The 15677-nt window shown below is 66.3% G+C and carries 16 protein-coding genes and 1 tRNA gene; 11 read left to right on the top strand and 6 right to left on the bottom strand.

The features are described from left to right. Positions 1-69: 69 nt before the first annotated feature. Positions 70-1947 (bottom strand): PAS domain S-box protein, encoded by a 1878-nt coding sequence (locus tag C5B90_RS06205; protein ID WP_115879918.1) that lies wholly within the window; start codon positions 1945-1947, stop codon positions 70-72. A 107-nt stretch (positions 1948-2054) separates the two neighbouring features. Here C5B90_RS06205 and C5B90_RS06210 point away from each other — a divergent pair, with 107 nt between their 5' ends. After that, entirely contained in the window at positions 2055-3050 is a 996-nt protein-coding gene (locus tag C5B90_RS06210) for a radical SAM protein (RefSeq protein ID WP_049904989.1), read from the top strand. A 240-nt stretch (positions 3051-3290) separates the two neighbouring features. On the opposite strand, the gene C5B90_RS06215 is transcribed toward C5B90_RS06210, so the two are convergent. Beyond that, a complete protein-coding gene (locus C5B90_RS06215; protein ID WP_115879920.1) occupies positions 3291-3980 on the bottom strand; it encodes a hypothetical protein in 690 nt (229 codons plus the stop codon). Between the two features lie 90 nt (positions 3981-4070). Between C5B90_RS06215 and C5B90_RS06220 the strand changes: the two genes are divergently transcribed. The 3 genes from C5B90_RS06220 to C5B90_RS06230 all read left to right on the top strand — a co-directional run bounded on the left by C5B90_RS06220 (position 4071) and on the right by C5B90_RS06230 (position 6042). Beyond that, the gene (locus C5B90_RS06220) at positions 4071-4565 is read left to right on the top strand and encodes a TRAM domain-containing protein (protein WP_115879922.1); all 495 of its coding nucleotides are present in this window, start codon (positions 4071-4073) and stop codon (positions 4563-4565) included. A 76-nt stretch (positions 4566-4641) separates the two neighbouring features. Then, positions 4642-5136 (top strand): Tfx family DNA-binding protein, encoded by a 495-nt coding sequence (locus C5B90_RS06225; protein ID WP_115879924.1) that lies wholly within the window; start codon positions 4642-4644, stop codon positions 5134-5136. A 120-nt stretch (positions 5137-5256) separates the two neighbouring features. Then, positions 5257-6042: an SDR family oxidoreductase gene (locus C5B90_RS06230; RefSeq protein ID WP_115879926.1), complete on the top strand. Its 786-nt coding sequence runs from the start codon at positions 5257-5259 to the stop codon at positions 6040-6042. A gap of 18 nt (positions 6043-6060) precedes the next feature. Here C5B90_RS06230 and C5B90_RS06235 read toward each other — a convergent pair whose 3' ends face one another. Beyond that, positions 6061-7065: a mannose-1-phosphate guanylyltransferase gene (locus C5B90_RS06235; protein WP_115879927.1), complete on the bottom strand. Its 1005-nt coding sequence runs from the start codon at positions 7063-7065 to the stop codon at positions 6061-6063. 100 nt (positions 7066-7165) lie between these two features. Then, the gene (locus C5B90_RS06240) at positions 7166-7447 is read right to left on the bottom strand and encodes a hypothetical protein (protein ID WP_058568259.1); all 282 of its coding nucleotides are present in this window, start codon (positions 7445-7447) and stop codon (positions 7166-7168) included. A gap of 170 nt (positions 7448-7617) precedes the next feature. Between C5B90_RS06240 and C5B90_RS06245 the strand changes: the two genes are divergently transcribed. The 3 genes from C5B90_RS06245 (at position 7618) to C5B90_RS06255 (ending at position 9747) form a co-directional block, all read left to right on the top strand. Further along, positions 7618-8553, top strand: coding sequence for a replication factor A (locus tag C5B90_RS06245; RefSeq protein ID WP_115879929.1), 936 nt, complete (start codon positions 7618-7620; stop codon positions 8551-8553). Next, positions 8554-9144 (top strand): RPA family protein, encoded by a 591-nt coding sequence (locus tag C5B90_RS06250; RefSeq protein ID WP_004973682.1) that lies wholly within the window; start codon positions 8554-8556, stop codon positions 9142-9144. It begins immediately after the preceding gene. Positions 9145-9333: 189 nt separating this feature from the next. Continuing rightward, positions 9334-9747: a ribbon-helix-helix protein, CopG family gene (locus C5B90_RS06255; RefSeq protein WP_004044633.1), complete on the top strand. Its 414-nt coding sequence runs from the start codon at positions 9334-9336 to the stop codon at positions 9745-9747. Positions 9748-9805: 58 nt separating this feature from the next. On the opposite strand, the gene C5B90_RS06260 is transcribed toward C5B90_RS06255, so the two are convergent. Continuing rightward, positions 9806-10267, bottom strand: coding sequence for a DUF5814 domain-containing protein (locus tag C5B90_RS06260; protein ID WP_058826779.1), 462 nt, complete (start codon positions 10265-10267; stop codon positions 9806-9808). 150 nt (positions 10268-10417) lie between these two features. Here C5B90_RS06260 and C5B90_RS06265 point away from each other — a divergent pair. Together C5B90_RS06265 and C5B90_RS06270 are read left to right on the top strand one after the other, a co-directional pair. Then, positions 10418-10490: transfer RNA gene (locus C5B90_RS06265), tRNA-His, on the top strand. A gap of 553 nt (positions 10491-11043) precedes the next feature. Continuing rightward, positions 11044-11826, top strand: coding sequence for a molybdopterin-binding protein (locus tag C5B90_RS06270; protein ID WP_115879931.1), 783 nt, complete (start codon positions 11044-11046; stop codon positions 11824-11826). A 15-nt stretch (positions 11827-11841) separates the two neighbouring features. On the opposite strand, the gene C5B90_RS06275 is transcribed toward C5B90_RS06270, so the two are convergent. Next, positions 11842-13014: a M50 family metallopeptidase gene (locus tag C5B90_RS06275; protein ID WP_115879933.1), complete on the bottom strand. Its 1173-nt coding sequence runs from the start codon at positions 13012-13014 to the stop codon at positions 11842-11844. A gap of 86 nt (positions 13015-13100) precedes the next feature. Between C5B90_RS06275 and C5B90_RS06280 the strand changes: the two genes are divergently transcribed. Both C5B90_RS06280 and C5B90_RS06285 read left to right on the top strand, forming a co-directional pair. Continuing rightward, complete coding sequence (locus C5B90_RS06280) at positions 13101-13490, top strand: cupin domain-containing protein (protein ID WP_115879935.1); 390 nt, start codon at positions 13101-13103, stop codon at positions 13488-13490. Positions 13491-13607: 117 nt separating this feature from the next. Further along, positions 13608-15662 carry a DEAD/DEAH box helicase gene (locus tag C5B90_RS06285; protein ID WP_115879937.1) on the top strand — a complete coding sequence of 685 codons (2055 nt, stop codon included), beginning with the start codon at positions 13608-13610 and terminating at the stop codon, positions 15660-15662. Positions 15663-15677 lie beyond the last annotated feature (15 nt).

A 15677-nucleotide genomic window follows, 5' to 3' on the forward strand; every position in this document is an offset into this window, starting at 1 on the left:
TCCGTCGGTCTCGCGGAGCGGACGGTCGGCCGCCGCGGCGGGGTCGTGACCTCCCGCGAGCCGCCCCGGTCAGTCGGACGCGCCGGTCTCGCCGACGGGGTCGAAAAGCACCTCGAAGCGCGCCCCGGACGCGCTGTCGGCGACCCGGATAATCCAGCCGTGAGAGTCGACAATCTGCCGGACGATACCGAGGCCGAGACCGTTTCCGTCGCCGTCTTTGGTCGAGAATCCCGAGTCGAAGACGTGGTCGCGAATCGACGCCGGGATGCCGGGGCCGTCGTCCTCGACGAAGAAGCCGCGGTGCGAGGGGAGGGCACCGACGCGAATAACGAGTCCCGAGTCGTCGTCTCGGGAACTGCGGGCGTGCTGGAGCGCGTTCCGAAACAGGTTCTCGAAGAGCCGCGTCGCCCGGCTCTCGTCGGCTTCGACCACCGGAAGTTCGCCGACCTCACAACTCACGTTGCCGGCGTTCGAGGAGCACATCTCCCACGCGGTTGCCGCGGCGTCCGCCAGCGGGACGTCCTCAGCGTCGAGGACGGACTGCTCGTCGCGGGCGAGAGACAGCACGTCTTCGACCACGTCGGTGATGCGCTGGTGGGCGCGTTCGACGTGGTCGAGGTGGCTGTCGTCGTCGAGTTCGCGGGCGAGTTCGAGTCGGCCCTGAGCGACTGCCAGCGGCCCGCGGATGTCGTGTGAGAGAACCCGAGCGAAGGCGTCGAGTCGGGCGTTCTGTTGGGCGAGTTCGCGTTCGTGACTGATGCGCTCCGTAAGGTCCGACATCACGCCGAGGATGTTCGTCACGTCGCCGTTCTCGTCGAGGAGTGGGACCGCGCGGGCGTTCGCCCAGCGGATAGTCTCGCTCCCCTCGGGGATGAACCGGAACTCGTACTCGTACTCGTACTCCTTGTCGACGACGCCGTCTCGGATGTCGGCGAACATCTCGTCGATGGCCCGCCGCAGTTGATCGCGGTCGTCGACGTGGACGAGTTCGAGGAACGAACGCGGGTTCTCGTAGAGGAGCGATACGTCTCGTCCCCAGACACTCTCGAACTGGTCGTTGATGTAGACGATGTCCAGTTCGGTCGGCTCCGAGATGAACACCATATCCGGGAGCGACGAGATTATCTGCCTGGTGAGGCGCTCGGAGCGCCTGAGGAGCCGTTCGGACTCCAGTCGGGCCGTGACATCCATCGCGGTCCCGACGACGACGGACTCGCCGTCGACCGCCGTCCGCTGACCGGTGATTTCCAGCGTTGTCTGCCCGCCGGTTCGGTCACTGACGCGGACGGTGTACGACATCGATTCGACGCTGCCGTGTTCCCGGCTCTTCAGGCTCTCGTCGACGATGGCTCGGTCCTCCTCGACGATGAAGTCGGTGATTGGGCGGCCGACCACCTCATCGGTGTCGTAGCCGAGCAGATCCGAGAGATAGTCGTTGACGAACTCGATTCGACCGTCGCGTATCACGTACAGGCCGACGAGCGACTGGTCGGCGATGACCCGGACCCACGCGTACAGTTCGTCGAGTTCAGTCGACTGACGGGCCGCGGCGACCGCCTTCGAGATGCGGTAGGCGAGCACCGCGAGTTGAGCCTCTGTCGGCGGTTTCTCGACCACGTCGGCGACGCCGGCGTCGAACGCCTCCCGTACGACGTCCGCGGAGTCGAGTCTCGTGAACAGAATCACCGGCGGCGGGTTGGGTAATTCTCGGAGGTGGAGCAGCGCGTCGAAGCCCGTGGAACCGTCGAACTCGAACTCGGTGACGATACAGTCGAACGGCGACTCGGCGTGCGCCTCGAGCGCCGCGGCCGGGTCGTCGACCGCCGAGACCTCGAGACGGTCGCACGCCTCGAGCGCCGAAACCGTGTCTGCGACGGTTTCGGGGTCGTCGTCGACGAGAAGGACCCGAACCGGACCTTCAGCGTGGACGACGTGACCGAGAGACATGACATGTTGTCAGTCATATACAATAATAACCGTACCGGCGAGCGGAAGGTTGCCCGGGCAAAGTCGGACGCCTTTTGACGATGCGCCAAGTACGGTTCCGTAATCGAATGATCTCGAAGGGATGCGAACAGTGCGCCATGGGCGGTAAGATGGTGCTGTTCGTCTACGGGTACTGCGACCAGCGCGATTGTTTCTACTGCCCGCTCGGCGAGAATCGCAAGAACGTCACCGACGTGTACGCCAACGAGCGGAAAGTCGAGTCCGACGCCGACGTCATCGAGGAGGCGAAACGCATGGACGCACTCGGCTCGTCCATCACCGGCGGCGAACCGCAGGAGGCGCTCGACAAGACCTGCCGCTACATCTCGCTTCTCAAAGACGAGTTCGGCGAGGACCACCACATCCACCTCTACACCGGTATTACGGGCGGCCGCGAGAACATGCGCCGCCTCGCCGAGGCCGGACTCGACGAGATTCGCTTCCACCCGCCGCTCGAACTCTGGGGCGACATGCACGGCACCGAGTGGGAGGACATCCTCTACATCGCCCGCGAAGAGGGCCTCACCCCGGCGTTCGAGATTCCGGGCATCCGCGCTGAGCGGGAGTTCCTCGACTTCCTCGACGAGGGGGCCGCGGAGTTCTGCAACATCAACGAGTTCGAGATGTCCGACGGCAACTACCGCCGGATGCAGGAGAAGGGCTACGAACTGCAGGACGGCCACATGTCGGCGGTCGACGGCTCGAAGGAGGCCATCCTCGACGAGATGGGCGACCACGAGCGCGTCTACTTCTGTACCTCCGTGTTCAAGGACGCCGCTCAGCACCGAAACCGCCTGAAGCGGATGGCTCGCAACCTCCGCCGCCCGTTCGACGAGGTGACAGACGACGGCACGCTCGTCTACGGCAAGACCTACACGCCCGCCGAGCGCTTCATCGAACTCGGCGTCCCCGACGAGTTCTACAGCATCAAGTCGAACCACGTCGAGGTCGCGTGGTGGCTCCTCGAAGAGATGATCGAAGACGGCGACGTCGACGACGGCGAAATCGTCGAGCAGTACCCGACCTACGACGGGACGGTCGTCGAGCGGACGCCGCTGGCCTGAGTTCTGCGTTCTTTTTGGTCCAGATTTTTGCGGAGTGAGCGTGAGCGAACTCCGGAAAAAGGTGGGACTAGGACGGTCGTCGAGCGGACGCCGCTGGCCTAAGTTCTGCGTTCTTTTTGGTCCAGGTTTTTGCGGAGTGAGCGTGAGCGAACTCCGGAAAAAGGTGGGACTGGGACGGTCGTCGAGCGGACGCCGCTGGCCTGAGTTTCTCTCTGTTTCCTCCAGACTATCACGCCACCATCACGACTGAAAGCGGTGGTGCCGCCGCGCCCGGGTTCTCGTGAGCGCGACGAACAGACTCGGCGTGAGCGCGAGCGCCGCCGCCGCGGCCGTCGTCGGTCCGAGCGGAAGTTGCATCGCGATGCCGATGGCGGCGACCGACACGCCGACGAGGACGCCCGCGGCGATACCGGCGCGTTGTTGGCGATGTGTCGGCCGAAAGCCGCGGGCGTCGGCGTAGAGCGCCCCCGACAGCCCGAGGACGAACCCGAGGAGCGCGCTCACCGTGCCGAGCCGGGGCGCGAGTGCGAGGAACGCCGCGCCGACGACCGCACAACAGACGAGTGACTGGACCGGAGACAGGGGGTTCACGTCCGCGCCGAACCGGACCGCATAGGCGACGGGCGGAAGCGACACCACCACGGTGGCGAACAGACCGTCGAGCGGTTCGACCGTTGCGCGTTCGAGGACGGCGGTCGCCGCGGTCAGCAGGCCGATTGCCGCGCCGAGGCCGAGGACGACCCGCGGCGGGAGCGCCTCCGAGGGGTCGGCCGACCGGAGGACGCCGAAGGCGGCGAAGGGGTAACAGACGACCGCACCGAAGAGGAGCGGGCGAAACAGCGTCCCCGAGAGAACCGCCGCGGAGACGGTCGCCGACAGGCCGAGGAAGACGCCGATGAGGAGTGCGAACTCAGGGACGCGTTCTGCCATACCGCGGGGTTCGAGCGAGCGACGGAAAGCGTTTCGGCGGCGGACGGGCTACCCGCAAGCGTTTAGAGTGCCCCTAGTGTACCTCCCCGCATGTCCGACTGTCCACTCGCGGACGACTGCCCGAGCTTCTCAGAACGAATCGCGGGCATGGGGTGCCAGTACTACGGCGACCGCGGCGGCGCGGAGTGGTGCGACCACTACGAGCGCCCCATCTACGAGCTTAAACAGCAGCCCGTGAAGCCGGGCGAGGAGGTCATCGTCACCGTCGAGGACATCCACGAGAGCGGTGCGGGAGTCGGCCGGACCGAAGACGGCTTCATCGTCTTCGTGGACGGGCTCCTGCCGGACGCGCGCGCCATCGTCCGCATCGACCGGGTGAAGGGGAGCCACGCCCGCGCGAAGAAAATCGTCGAGCGCCTGCCGCTCGACCCCGAGGCCGAAGACGTAGATTCGGGCTCGGGCGCGGGCTCGGACGCGGACGCGGACGAGGAGACCGGAGCCGACACCAAGTCCAAGGGGAGCGGTCGCGACGGCCCGAAGCGTCCCGAGGCGCTCGGGAGCCGAGACAACTTCTGGGGCGAGTAACGCCGAGTCGTCGGCGGCGTCCCGTGGACAGTCAGCCTGCTGTATCTTTTTTCACCCCCGAGACCTACCCCGAGGTATGAGCGACGCCGGACGCGACGACGAGACGGTCCCCGACGTAGACGAACTCCTCGATAGAGCCGGGTTCGACCCGGAGACGAGCGTCCTCACCCGGAGGCAAGCGGAGGTGCTCGCGCTGCGCGAGCGGGACGTCCGCCAGTCGACTATCGCCGACTCCCTCGGCACCTCGCGGGCGAACGTCTCCAGCATCGAAGCCAGCGCCCGCGCCAACGTCGAGAAGGCCCGCGAGACGGTGACGTTCGTGGACGCGCTCACCGCGCCGGTCCGCGTCGAGGTCCCCGCGGGAAGCGACCTCTACGACGTTCCCAAGCAGGTGTACGACGCCTGCGACGAGGCGGGCGTGAAGGTGAACCAGACCGCGCCGGACCTGATGAAAATCGTCTCCGACGCCGCCGGCGACGCGGTGGAGGGGCGGGAAATCAAAGAACAGCTCTTCGTCGGCGTCACGAGCGACGGTCGGGTTCGGGTCCGCCGGCACGCCGACGGAGTCTGAGCCCGCGCCCGTGTCGGACGGCGTCGGTGTCGGTGCCACCCTCGTATCCGACGGCCTCGGTTCACCCCACGTCGTGCCGCGAGGCCCACGCTTTTGCTCGCGGCGGTCGTCGCCACGGACATGGACCTTGGACTCGACGGCGACACGGTCGTCGTCACGGCGAGTTCGGCCGGCCTCGGGCGCGCAAGCGCCGCGGCGCTGGCCGACGAAGGAGCGAACGTCGTCGTCTGCGGGCGCGACCCCGAGCGCCTCGCGGCGACCGAATCGGAACTGGGCGACCTCGACGGCGACGTGCTCGGCGTCGAGACCGACATCACGAGCAAGCGCGACGTCGAGTCGCTGGTCGAGGCGGCCGTCGAGGAGTTCGGCGGCGTCGACCACGTCGTCACCTCGGCCGGCGGCGTACCGCCAGGCGGCTTCGCCGACCTGACCGAACAGGAGTGGTACGGCGCGTTCGACATGCTCGTCATGAGCGCCGTCTGGACCGTGCGAGCGGCGCGGCCGCACCTCGAAGCGAGCGACGCGGGCACGATTACCTGCATCACCTCCACCTCTGTCAGGGAGGTCATCGACGACCTCATCCTCTCGAACGCGGTCCGCCGCGGCGTCATCGGCCTCGTGAAGTCGCTGTCGCGCGAACTCGCACCGGGCGTGCGGGTGAACGCGGTGCTGCCGGGCGCACACGAGACGAGTCGCATCGAGGAACTGGTCGAGGCGGCCGTCGAGCGCGGCGACCACGACACCTACGAGGAGGGCCTCGACTCGTGGTCCGACGGGATTCCGCTGGGCCGCGTCGGCGACCCGCGCGAACTCGGCGACGTGGTCGCGTTCCTCGCCAGCGACCGCGCGAGTTTCGTCACCGGGGCCTGTGTCCCGGTGGATGGCGGCCGACTGCGGAGCGCCTGACGCGGCGCTCGACCCGACTCAGAACGCGTCGCGGTCGCGGAGAACCGAGACCGCGTCGCGGACTTTCTGCGCTTGTTCTTTCGGCACGACGAGCACGCGGTCGTCCCACGCAACGACCGCGAGGTCAGAGACGCCGACGAGCGAGACGTTCGCGCCGTCGGTGGCGACCACGTTGTCCGCGGCGTCGACGAACACCGGGTCGTCCCCGAGCGCGACGTTGCCGTCCTCGTCGGCGGCGACGATTCGTTCGAGGGCGTCCCACGAGCCGAGGTCGTCCCACTCGAAGTGGACCGGGACGACCGCCGCGTCGGCGGCGCGCTCCATCACCGCGTAGTCGATGCTGACGTCATCGACTGCCTCGAAGCCGGCGTCCGTGTCGCCGTCGTCGAGGGCCTCGAGGAGGGGAGCGAGCGACGAGTCGTGCGCGGCCGAAAACAGCGCGTCGGGCGTCCACGCGAACATCCCGGCGTTCCAGAGATAGCCCTGCTCGACGTAGCGGGCGGCCGTCTCGGCGTCCGGCTTCTCGTGGAACGCGGCGAGGTCGCGGTAGTCGCCGCGGTCAGCGCCGGGTTCGATGTAGCCGTAGCCGGTGTCCGGGCGGGTCGGTTCGACTCCGAACGCGACGAGGGTGTCGGTGTCGGCGGCGACGCGCGCGCCGCGGGTCATCGCTTCGGCGAAGCCGTCGCCGACGTGGTGGTCGCTCGGGAGGACGACGACGACCGGGTCGTCGTACAACTTGGCGATTCGGTGGGTCGCGTAGACGAGCGCCGGGCCGGTGTCCTTGGCCGCGGGTTCGACCACGACCTCGGCGTCGGGCGCGTGGTCGGCGACGTCGTCCGCGAACTCTGGGCGCGTCGAGACGACGACATGGTCGGCGAAGTCGGCGCGGGCAACGGTCTCGGCGAGGAGGGAGCGCTCGCCGCCGAGCGGGAGGAACTGTTTGGGCCGGTCGCTCCGGCTCGCGGGGTACAGGCGGGTGCCGGTGCCGCCGGCGAGGACGAGCGCGACGAGTGGTCGGTCCATACGGGCCGGTGGCGCTACAGCCTCAAAACCGTACCACGTCGCTACCTACGTCACCGAACATCGCCGACCATATCGCTGCTCATGTCGCCGACCATTCCGCCTACCACGTCTCGACCATCCCCTCGCGGATGTCCTCGACGCAGCCCTGACAGTCCGGGTGGTCGGGGTCGAAGCAGGCGGGGCGGCCCTTCCCGTCGACGGCGACGGCGCGGCGCTCGGCGTGGCGGCGACAGACGATTTTGGCGCGGCCCTCGCCGTCCCGCGGGAGCGAGTGCGCCGGAGAGGAGTCGCGACCGTCTCGATAGGCTCGCTTGGCCTCCTCGTAGCGCTTGCCGGCGTTTCGAGCGGCACTACGGATGATGCTTTCGAGGCGGTCGTCCATGCTGTCGAATGCGTCTCCGAGGCTATCAATTCCTCGCTCGGTGCGACGGTTCTGACGCGCGCTCCGGTGTGACGTTCACTTTCACTGCGCCGTTTGCAACTTTTTATATGAGTACGCATCCAAGCTCAGTATGCCTCCCAATGGAAACCAAGGTGGAGGCGAGGTAGACCATGACTGATTTGCGAACCCACGCGGCTGAGATAGCCGACCAGTTCTCGGACCACCTAGACGTGTCCGCGGACGAAGTCGAAGAACGATTAGAGAGCCTCGTCAGCGAGTACCGTGTCCCCGTCGACGAAGCGCGGCGGAGCGTCGTCAACAGTTACCTCGACGAGGCCGGCATCGAGCGCGACGAGCTCGCCGGCGGCTCCGGCGGGAACGAACAGACCCTGCTCAACGACATCGACCAAGACGAGCAGTGGGTCGACGTCCGCGCGAAGGTCGTCGAACTCTGGGAACCCCGGAGCGAGTCCATCGCGCAGGTCGGCCTGCTCGGCGACGACTCCGGGCGGATGAAGTTCGTCTCGTTCACCACGTCCGAACTCCCTGAACTCGAAGAAGGGAAGTCGTACGCGCTCGGCAACGTCGTCACCGACGAGTACCAGGGCAACTTCTCCGTGAAGCTCAACCGGACGACGAGCATCACCGAACTCGACGAAGAGATCGAAGTCGGCGACGACTCGACCAGCGTCGAGGGCGCGCTCGTGGACATCCAGTCCGGAAGCGGCCTCATCAAGCGCTGTCCCGGGGAGGGCTGTACGCGCGTCCTCCAGAACGGGCGCTGTTCCGAACACGGTAGCGTCGAAGGCGAGTTCGACCTCCGCATCAAGGCCGTCGTCGACGACGGCGAGGAGGTCCACGAAGTCATCTTCAACCGCGAGATGACGGAGGAGCTGACCGGTATCGAACTGGACGAAGCAAAGCAGATGGCCATGGATGCCCTCGACACCACCATCGTCGAAGAGGAGATGCGCGGTGACCTCGTGGGGTTCTACTACCGCGTCACCGGCCCGACGCTGGGTCGGTACGTGCTCGCCAACGAAGTCGAACGGCTGAGCGAGCCAGCGGACGCAGAAGAACTGCTCATCAAAGCGAGGTCGATGTAAATGAGTTCCAACGAAATCCCCACCCGAGAGGTCGCCCGGCGCGTCTTCGCACAGGAGTTCAACGACGCCGGTTACACGTTCAAAGAGTCCGACGACGAGCGCGCGCCCGTCTATCTGCTGCTCCCGACGGGAGAGAGCGCGAACCGCGTCTTCCTCGTCGGCACGCTGACCGAGAAGGAAGACGTCGGCGAGGACAACGAGTACTGGCGCGGTCGCATCGTCGACCCGACGGGGACGTTCTTCGTCTACGCCGGCCAGTACCAGCCCGAGGCCGCCAGCGCCCTGCGCGACCTCGACGCGCCCGCCTACGTCGCGGTCGTCGGCAAGCCGCGAACGTACGAGACCGACGACGGAAGCATCAACGTCTCCGTCCGCCCCGAGTCCATCACCGAGGTCGACGCGGCCACGCGCGACCGCTGGGTGACCGAGACCGCCGACAAGACACTCGACCGCATCGCGGCGTTCGACGACGAGGGCAACGAGTACGCGCGGATGGCCCGCGAGCACTACGACCTCGACCCCGAGGAGTACAAACGCGCCGCCATCGCCGCGCTCGAAAGCCTCGAACAGGCCGACGAACTCAGCGCGTAAGCGAGCGTCTCGCCCGCGACCCGGCGCATCGGCGGGGTTCGAATCGGTCACCGAACCCACCGAACGCCCTCGAACACCGACTGACGGCCGATTTCCACCGTCACACGCCCCTTTTTCCGAGAATCACGACGCCCGCAACCCCTCGTCTGACGAACCATTAAGTGGCCTCACCACGGACCGAGGAATATCATGGGCAACAAGAACAAGACCATCTCGTTTCGCGTCAACGAGGACGCGTTCGAGACCCTTCGGGAGATAGCCGAGGAGCGGGACATCTCCCTGTCCGCCGTCTTCCGCGACTACGTGGACACGTTAGTTGCCCACGACGGTCAGGTGCAGGTCGTCCCCAAACACGAACTCGAAAAGCTGCGCGAGGGCGAAGACGAGTCGTTCCCCCCGACCGTGGAAGTTCCCAAGAGCTTCATCCGCGAGCACGAGCGCCTCGAACTGGAGGCCGAACACCTCCGCGAGCAGCTCGAAGAGCACAAGGGCTACGTGAACTATCTGCGCGAGCAGGTCGAAAACGACCACGACGACGTCGAAGAGGTCATCCAACTGGAGGACCTCGACACGGGCGACGAGCCGTCGTTCCGCCTCGGCTAAGCTAAGCTAAGTAAACTAAGCTCCGTACTGTTCTCTGCGGCGTCCGCACCCACCGATTTCAGCGAGGACCGACGAGGTCCTGCTTCGCCCGCCGCGCGTCGTCCTGCATCTCTCTGTTTCCTTCCACGTCCGCGAGCGCTTCGACCGATTCGAGCGTCCGGACCGCGTCGTCGAGGAACGAGAGCACGTCGCCGGGGTAGGCGTACACCATGTAGTCGTCGCTCATCACGTCCACGATGGCGTCGGGCCCGAGCCCCTGCGCGCGGAGTTCGAGCAGATACTCGATGAACTGGCGCTCGGGGTAGCCGGTGTAGATGTCGTCGGAGTTCTCGCAGTCGAGGAAGTCCTGCGCGAAGTCGAGCAGGCGGTCGCGGGTGGCGTCGTCCACCTTGGCGAGTCCCTCGCCGGAGTAGAGAATTTCGAGGGTCGCACCGCTGAAGACGCGCTTGGGGATGTTCGTATCCAGTTGCGAGACGATTTGGCGGTGGTTTTTGAGATAAATCTTGTCGGTGATAGCCACTGCTACCCGCGACTTCGGGCCACCGCGGCAAAAGCGTCCCGCTCGCCGGCGCAGCGTCGTCGACGCGGATGAGCTCTGTTACGTACTGTCATTCCGGGACCGTAGCGTAACGTATTTTAGTCGTAGCGGATTAGGAAGGGTTGCAACGTGTCCGGGTTGGGGTAGTGGACTATCCTTCAGCCTTGTGGAGGCTGAGACGCGGGTTCAATTCTCGCACCTGGACCTCTTCTTTACATTCTCACCTTTCGAGCGTGTGCTCGCGCCAGCGAGCACCGCGAGAACTCACGAGAATGTGCGAAGTCGGACCGAGAGAATTGAACCAGGGAGCGAAGTGAGCGAGAGCGAACGAAGCGACTGAGGTTCACGCGAGTGAAACGAGCGTGAGTACGCGAGGCGGAGCCTCACGGCGTTCAATTCTCACACCTGCCCGACAACACGCCCGGTTCAGACTCCCACCAGAACCAAGTATGTCATGGACTAACATTCGACGTGGGATGAGAACCCAACTCCGCGCGGACAACTCGGTGTTCGACCGCATCCGCGACGCGATACTCAACCGCGGCGACCCGGAGGACAACGAAGCGCCCGTCGGCCCCACGGTACCGACAGGCTGACCGGTCGGTTCCGCAGGTCGCCGTCGGTCCACCTCGCTTTTCCGCGCTCGAACCACCGAGCGAGAGTCGTCTCGAACCGTCGATAGCGGGGCCGTCGCCGACAACCCGAAGGGAACGCCGGAAACGAGCACGTCTTTCTATCGGGCGTCCTACGACCCGGCCATGCAGGTCGCCATCCTCACCGTCGGCAACGAACTGCTCGCGGGGGACATCGAGAACACGAACGCGACGTGGTTGGCCAGACGGCTCACCGAGGGTGGGGCGACGGTGGCGCGGATTCAGACGGTCCCCGACGACCACGGGGTCATCACCGAGACGGTCGCCGACTGGGCGGCCGCCTTCGACGCCGTGCTCGTCACCGGCGGTCTCGGCGGGACGCCGGACGACATCACCATGGAGGCCGTCGCCGCCGGTCTCGACAGGGCGTTCGTCGTCAACGACGAGGCCGAAGCGCAGGTCGAAGCGACCATCGCGGCGATTCTCGAACGCCGGCCTGACATCGACTTCGACCTCGAACCGGAGTGGTACGCGTCGATGCCCGCCGACGCCGAGGTGCTCCGGAACGAGGAGGGTCTCGCGCCCGGCTGTCGGGCGGGGAACGTCTACGTCCTGCCGGGCATCCCCACGGAGATGAAGCCGATGTTCGAGTCCATCGCCGAGCGGTTCGCGGGCGACGCGCAGTCACGGGAGTGCTACGCCGACGCGCCGGAGGGGGCCGTCGCCCGCGAACTCGGCGTCGTCGCCGAGCGGTTCGGCGTGGGCGTCGGGAGCTACCCCAACAGCGGCGGGCCGACGCGAATCAAACTCAGCGGCGGCGACCCGGCGGTCCTCGACGAAGCGATGGCGTGGTTCGAGGCGAACGCGACGGTCGACCTCTACGAGAGCGAAGCGGCTGTGATGGCGGCGCGCGAGAGAAACGCAGGGAGTGACGCACCCGAGAACTGAGCGTGAGTCGGCGAATCAGCGGAGTTGGGCGAGGCCGGCGTCGGAGCGGGGCATGGCGTCGAGCGACCCGCGACTGCGGATGATGTTGAAGGCGGTGACGAGGTCCGACCGAGAGACGAGACCGACGAGTTCGCCCGCCTCATCGACGACCGGGAGGCGACCCACGCCGCGTTCCTGCATGAGTGCGATGGCGTCCATCGCGTCGGCGTCGGGGGTGATGGTCGCCAGTTCGTCACTCATGATGTCGTCCACGCGGAAGGCGTCGCGTTCGACCTCCTTGACGCCGCGGGCGTCGTCGAGAGTGACCATGCCGACGAGGTCGCCGTTCCTGAGGACCGGGTAGCCCGTGTGGCGCTCGACGAACATGCGTTCGAGAAGCTCCGCGACGGAGGTCTTCTCGTCGACCACGTCGAGGTTCTCGCGGCCGGTCATGATGTCGCGGACGACCACGTCCTGGAACGTCGCCTTGAGGACCGTCTGTTGGGCCTCGCCGGACGCGCCCATGTAGATGAAGAAGGCGAGCGCGACGAGAAACAGGTTGAAAAAGAGGCCGAACAGGCCGAGCAGGAACGCGAACACCTTGCCAACCTCGGCGGCCATCTGGGTTGCTTTCGCGTGGGGGCGGTTCCGCGCGAGGAGCGCCCGGAGGACGCGCCCGCCGTCCATCGGGAAGCCGGGGAGCATGTTGAACACGGCGAGCGAGACGTTCACCAGCGCGAGGTAGCCGAGGACGAACTGCGCGGGAGCCTGCGACTCGGGGAGCAAGAGGAAGCCGACGTAGGAGACGACGCCGATGGCGACCGAGACGATCGGACCCGCGACGGCGATGGTGAACTCCTGTTTCCAGTCCTCGGGAATCTCCTTGAACCGGGCGACGCCGCCGAAGAGCCAGAGCGTGATAGACTCGATTTCGTAGCCGTAGCGCATGGCGACCAGCGAGTGGCCGAACTCGTGCAGCAGGACGCCGGCGAACAGGCCGATAGCGGCCGCGCTCCCGAGCACCCACTGCATCGACCCCGCGGAGATGGCCGCGCCGTCGATGTTCGAGCCGAAGAGGTCGTTGACGACGAGCGCGAGATTCGTCACGTCCGAGCCGATGAGCCACGCGAAAAGCGGGAGAACGATGAGGAACGTGAGGTCCAACTTTATCGGGATGCCGAAGGCGCTACCGATGCGGATTCCTCGCATACCCGTAGTAACCGTGGAGGGGCCTTAAGCAGTCAGGGCGAAGAGACGGGGAAATGCTTACGCGGGCGGGCAATCGACGGGGAGACATGAGCGATTCCCGACCGGAGCCGGTGGTCAAGCGGAGCGCGGACATCGAGTACGAGGCGGTCGGCGCGGCCGACGGGATGTCGAAAGGCGTCCTCGTCTCCGAGGCCGACGGCGCGCCGAACTTCGCCATCCGGCGGTTCGTCCTCGACCCCGGCGCGACGGTGCCGAAACACACCAACGAGGTCGAACACGAGCAGTACGTCCTCTCGGGGCGGTACGTCGTCGGCATCGGCGACGAGGAGTACGAGGTCGAAGCCGGCGACTCGCTTTTGATTCCCGCCGGCGTCGTCCACTGGTACCGAAACGAGTCCGACGAGGAGGGGGCGTTTCTCTGTGCGGTCCCCAACGGCGACGACGCTATCGAACTCGCCGACGACGCCGACGCCTGAGCGCGGCCGGGCGTCGGTGACCGTCGGAACCAAGCCACGGGGGCGCATGCGGGTCGCTATCGTCCCTGAGCGTTCGCAGGCGAATCGCTGAAATACCACGTCGCCGTAGCAGGCACCGTGTCTAAACAGGTCACCCGCGTCGACACGCTCTTTCTCCACCAGACGGGAGACGACTACCTCGTCGTCGCCCGCCGGGACGGAAAGCGGGTGCTCCGCGGCAAGCTCGAACTCAAAGAGACGAACGCGGGGCCTCGTCCCCTGCGCTTTCTGGTGACTCGAAAGGGAGACGACTCGCCGCGCGACCCGAGTCAGTTCGTCGAACTCGCCCGGTCGGCCGCCCGTATCCGCATCTCTCAGCAGACGCCGAAAGACGGCCGCGACGAGCTGAAAGAGATGCTCGACGGCTACCAGTTGGAGGCGCTGACGGTGCGGACCTGCCGCCGCTGTGCAGTCAACGGCCGGTACTCGCCCATCACCGACGATACGGCCATTAAGGCCGAACACGAGCACATCTGCCGCGACTGCGCCGTCCAAGAACTGGAGGGCGAACTCTCCTTCGCGGGCGGGCTCACGCAGGCGGCCCAAGAGCGCTTGGAGGAACTGCTCTACGAGACGGGCGACCTGACCCGCATCACGAACTTACTGCAGGGCGAGTTGGACCCCGACCTGACGAAGTTCGACACCATCAGCGCGACGACGGAGGACGTGGAACTGGTCGAGACGAGCACGCTCGACCTCCACCCGAACCTGAAGTCGATGCTGACCGAGCGCTTCGACACCCTGCTCCCCGTCCAGAGCCTCGCCATCGACAACGGACTGCTCGACGGCGACGACCAGCTCGTCGTGAGCGCGACGGCGACCGGGAAGACGCTCGTCGGCGAACTCGCCGGCATCGACCGGATGCTGAACGACGACGGGAAGATGCTGTTTCTCGTCCCGCTGGTCGCGCTCGCCAACCAGAAGCACGAGGACTTCAAGGAGCGCTACGGCCACCTCGGCAAGGTGACCATCCGCGTCGGCGCGAGCCGAATCAACGACGACGGCAACCGATTCGACCCGAACGCCGACGTCATCGTCGGCACCTACGAGGGCATCGACCACGCGCTCCGGACGGGCAAGGACCTCGGCGACATCGGCACGGTCGTCATCGACGAAGTCCACACCCTGAAAGAAGAGGAACGCGGGCACCGCCTCGACGGGATGATAGCCCGCCTCAAACACTACTGCGAGGCCCGCGCGAAGCGTCGTGAGGGGTACGGCGGCGCGCAGTGGATTTACCTCTCTGCGACCGTCGGCAACCCGAAGTGGCTCGCCCAGAACCTCCGGGCCAATCTCGTCGAGTACGAGGACCGCCCGGTCCCCATCGAGCGCCACGTCACCTTCGCCGATGGTCAAGAAAAGCCGCGCATCGAAAACCGCCTCGTGCGGCAGGCGTTCGACTCGAAGTCCTCGAAGGGCTACCGCGGCCAGACCATCATCTTCACCAACTCCCGGCGGCGGTGTCACGAAATCGCCCGGAAGATGGACTACAACGCCGCGGCGTACCACGCCGGACTGGACTACGGCCAGCGAAAGCGCGTGGAGCGACAGTTCGCCAATCAGGACCTCGCGGCCGTTGTGACGACCGCCGCGCTCGCCGCCGGCGTCGACTTCCCGGCGTCGCAGGTCATCTTCGACACGCTGGCGATGGGCATCGAATGGCTCTCCGTCCAGGAGTTTAGCCAGATGCTCGGCCGCGCTGGCCGCCCCGACTACCACGACAAGGGCGTCGTCTACCTACTCGTCGAACCCGATGCCAGCTATCACAACACGATGGAGATGACCGAAGACGAGGTCGCGTTCAAGCTCCTCAAAGGCGAGATGGAGGAGGTCCGGACGGTGTACGACCAGTCCTCGGCGGTCGAAGAGACGCTGGCGAACATCGTCGTCGCCGGCAAGAAGGCGAAGGCGCTCAACAGCCGGATGCTCGGCGAGGTGCCGACGACCCACGCGGTGGGGAAGCTTCTAGAGTGGGGCTTCATCGACGGCCTCGACCCGACACCGCTCGGCCTCGCCGTGACCCGGCAGTTCCTCTCGCCGAGAGAGGCGTTCGCCATCCTCGACGGCATCCGAAAGGGGTCGTCACCGTACGAAATCGTCGCCGACCTCGAACTCGACGAGGAAGGCCGGTAGCGACCGACGCGCTCG

Origin of the sequence: Haloferax sp. Atlit-12N (assembly GCF_003383095.1) — an archaeon.
GTDB lineage: Archaea > Halobacteriota > Halobacteria > Halobacteriales > Haloferacaceae > Haloferax.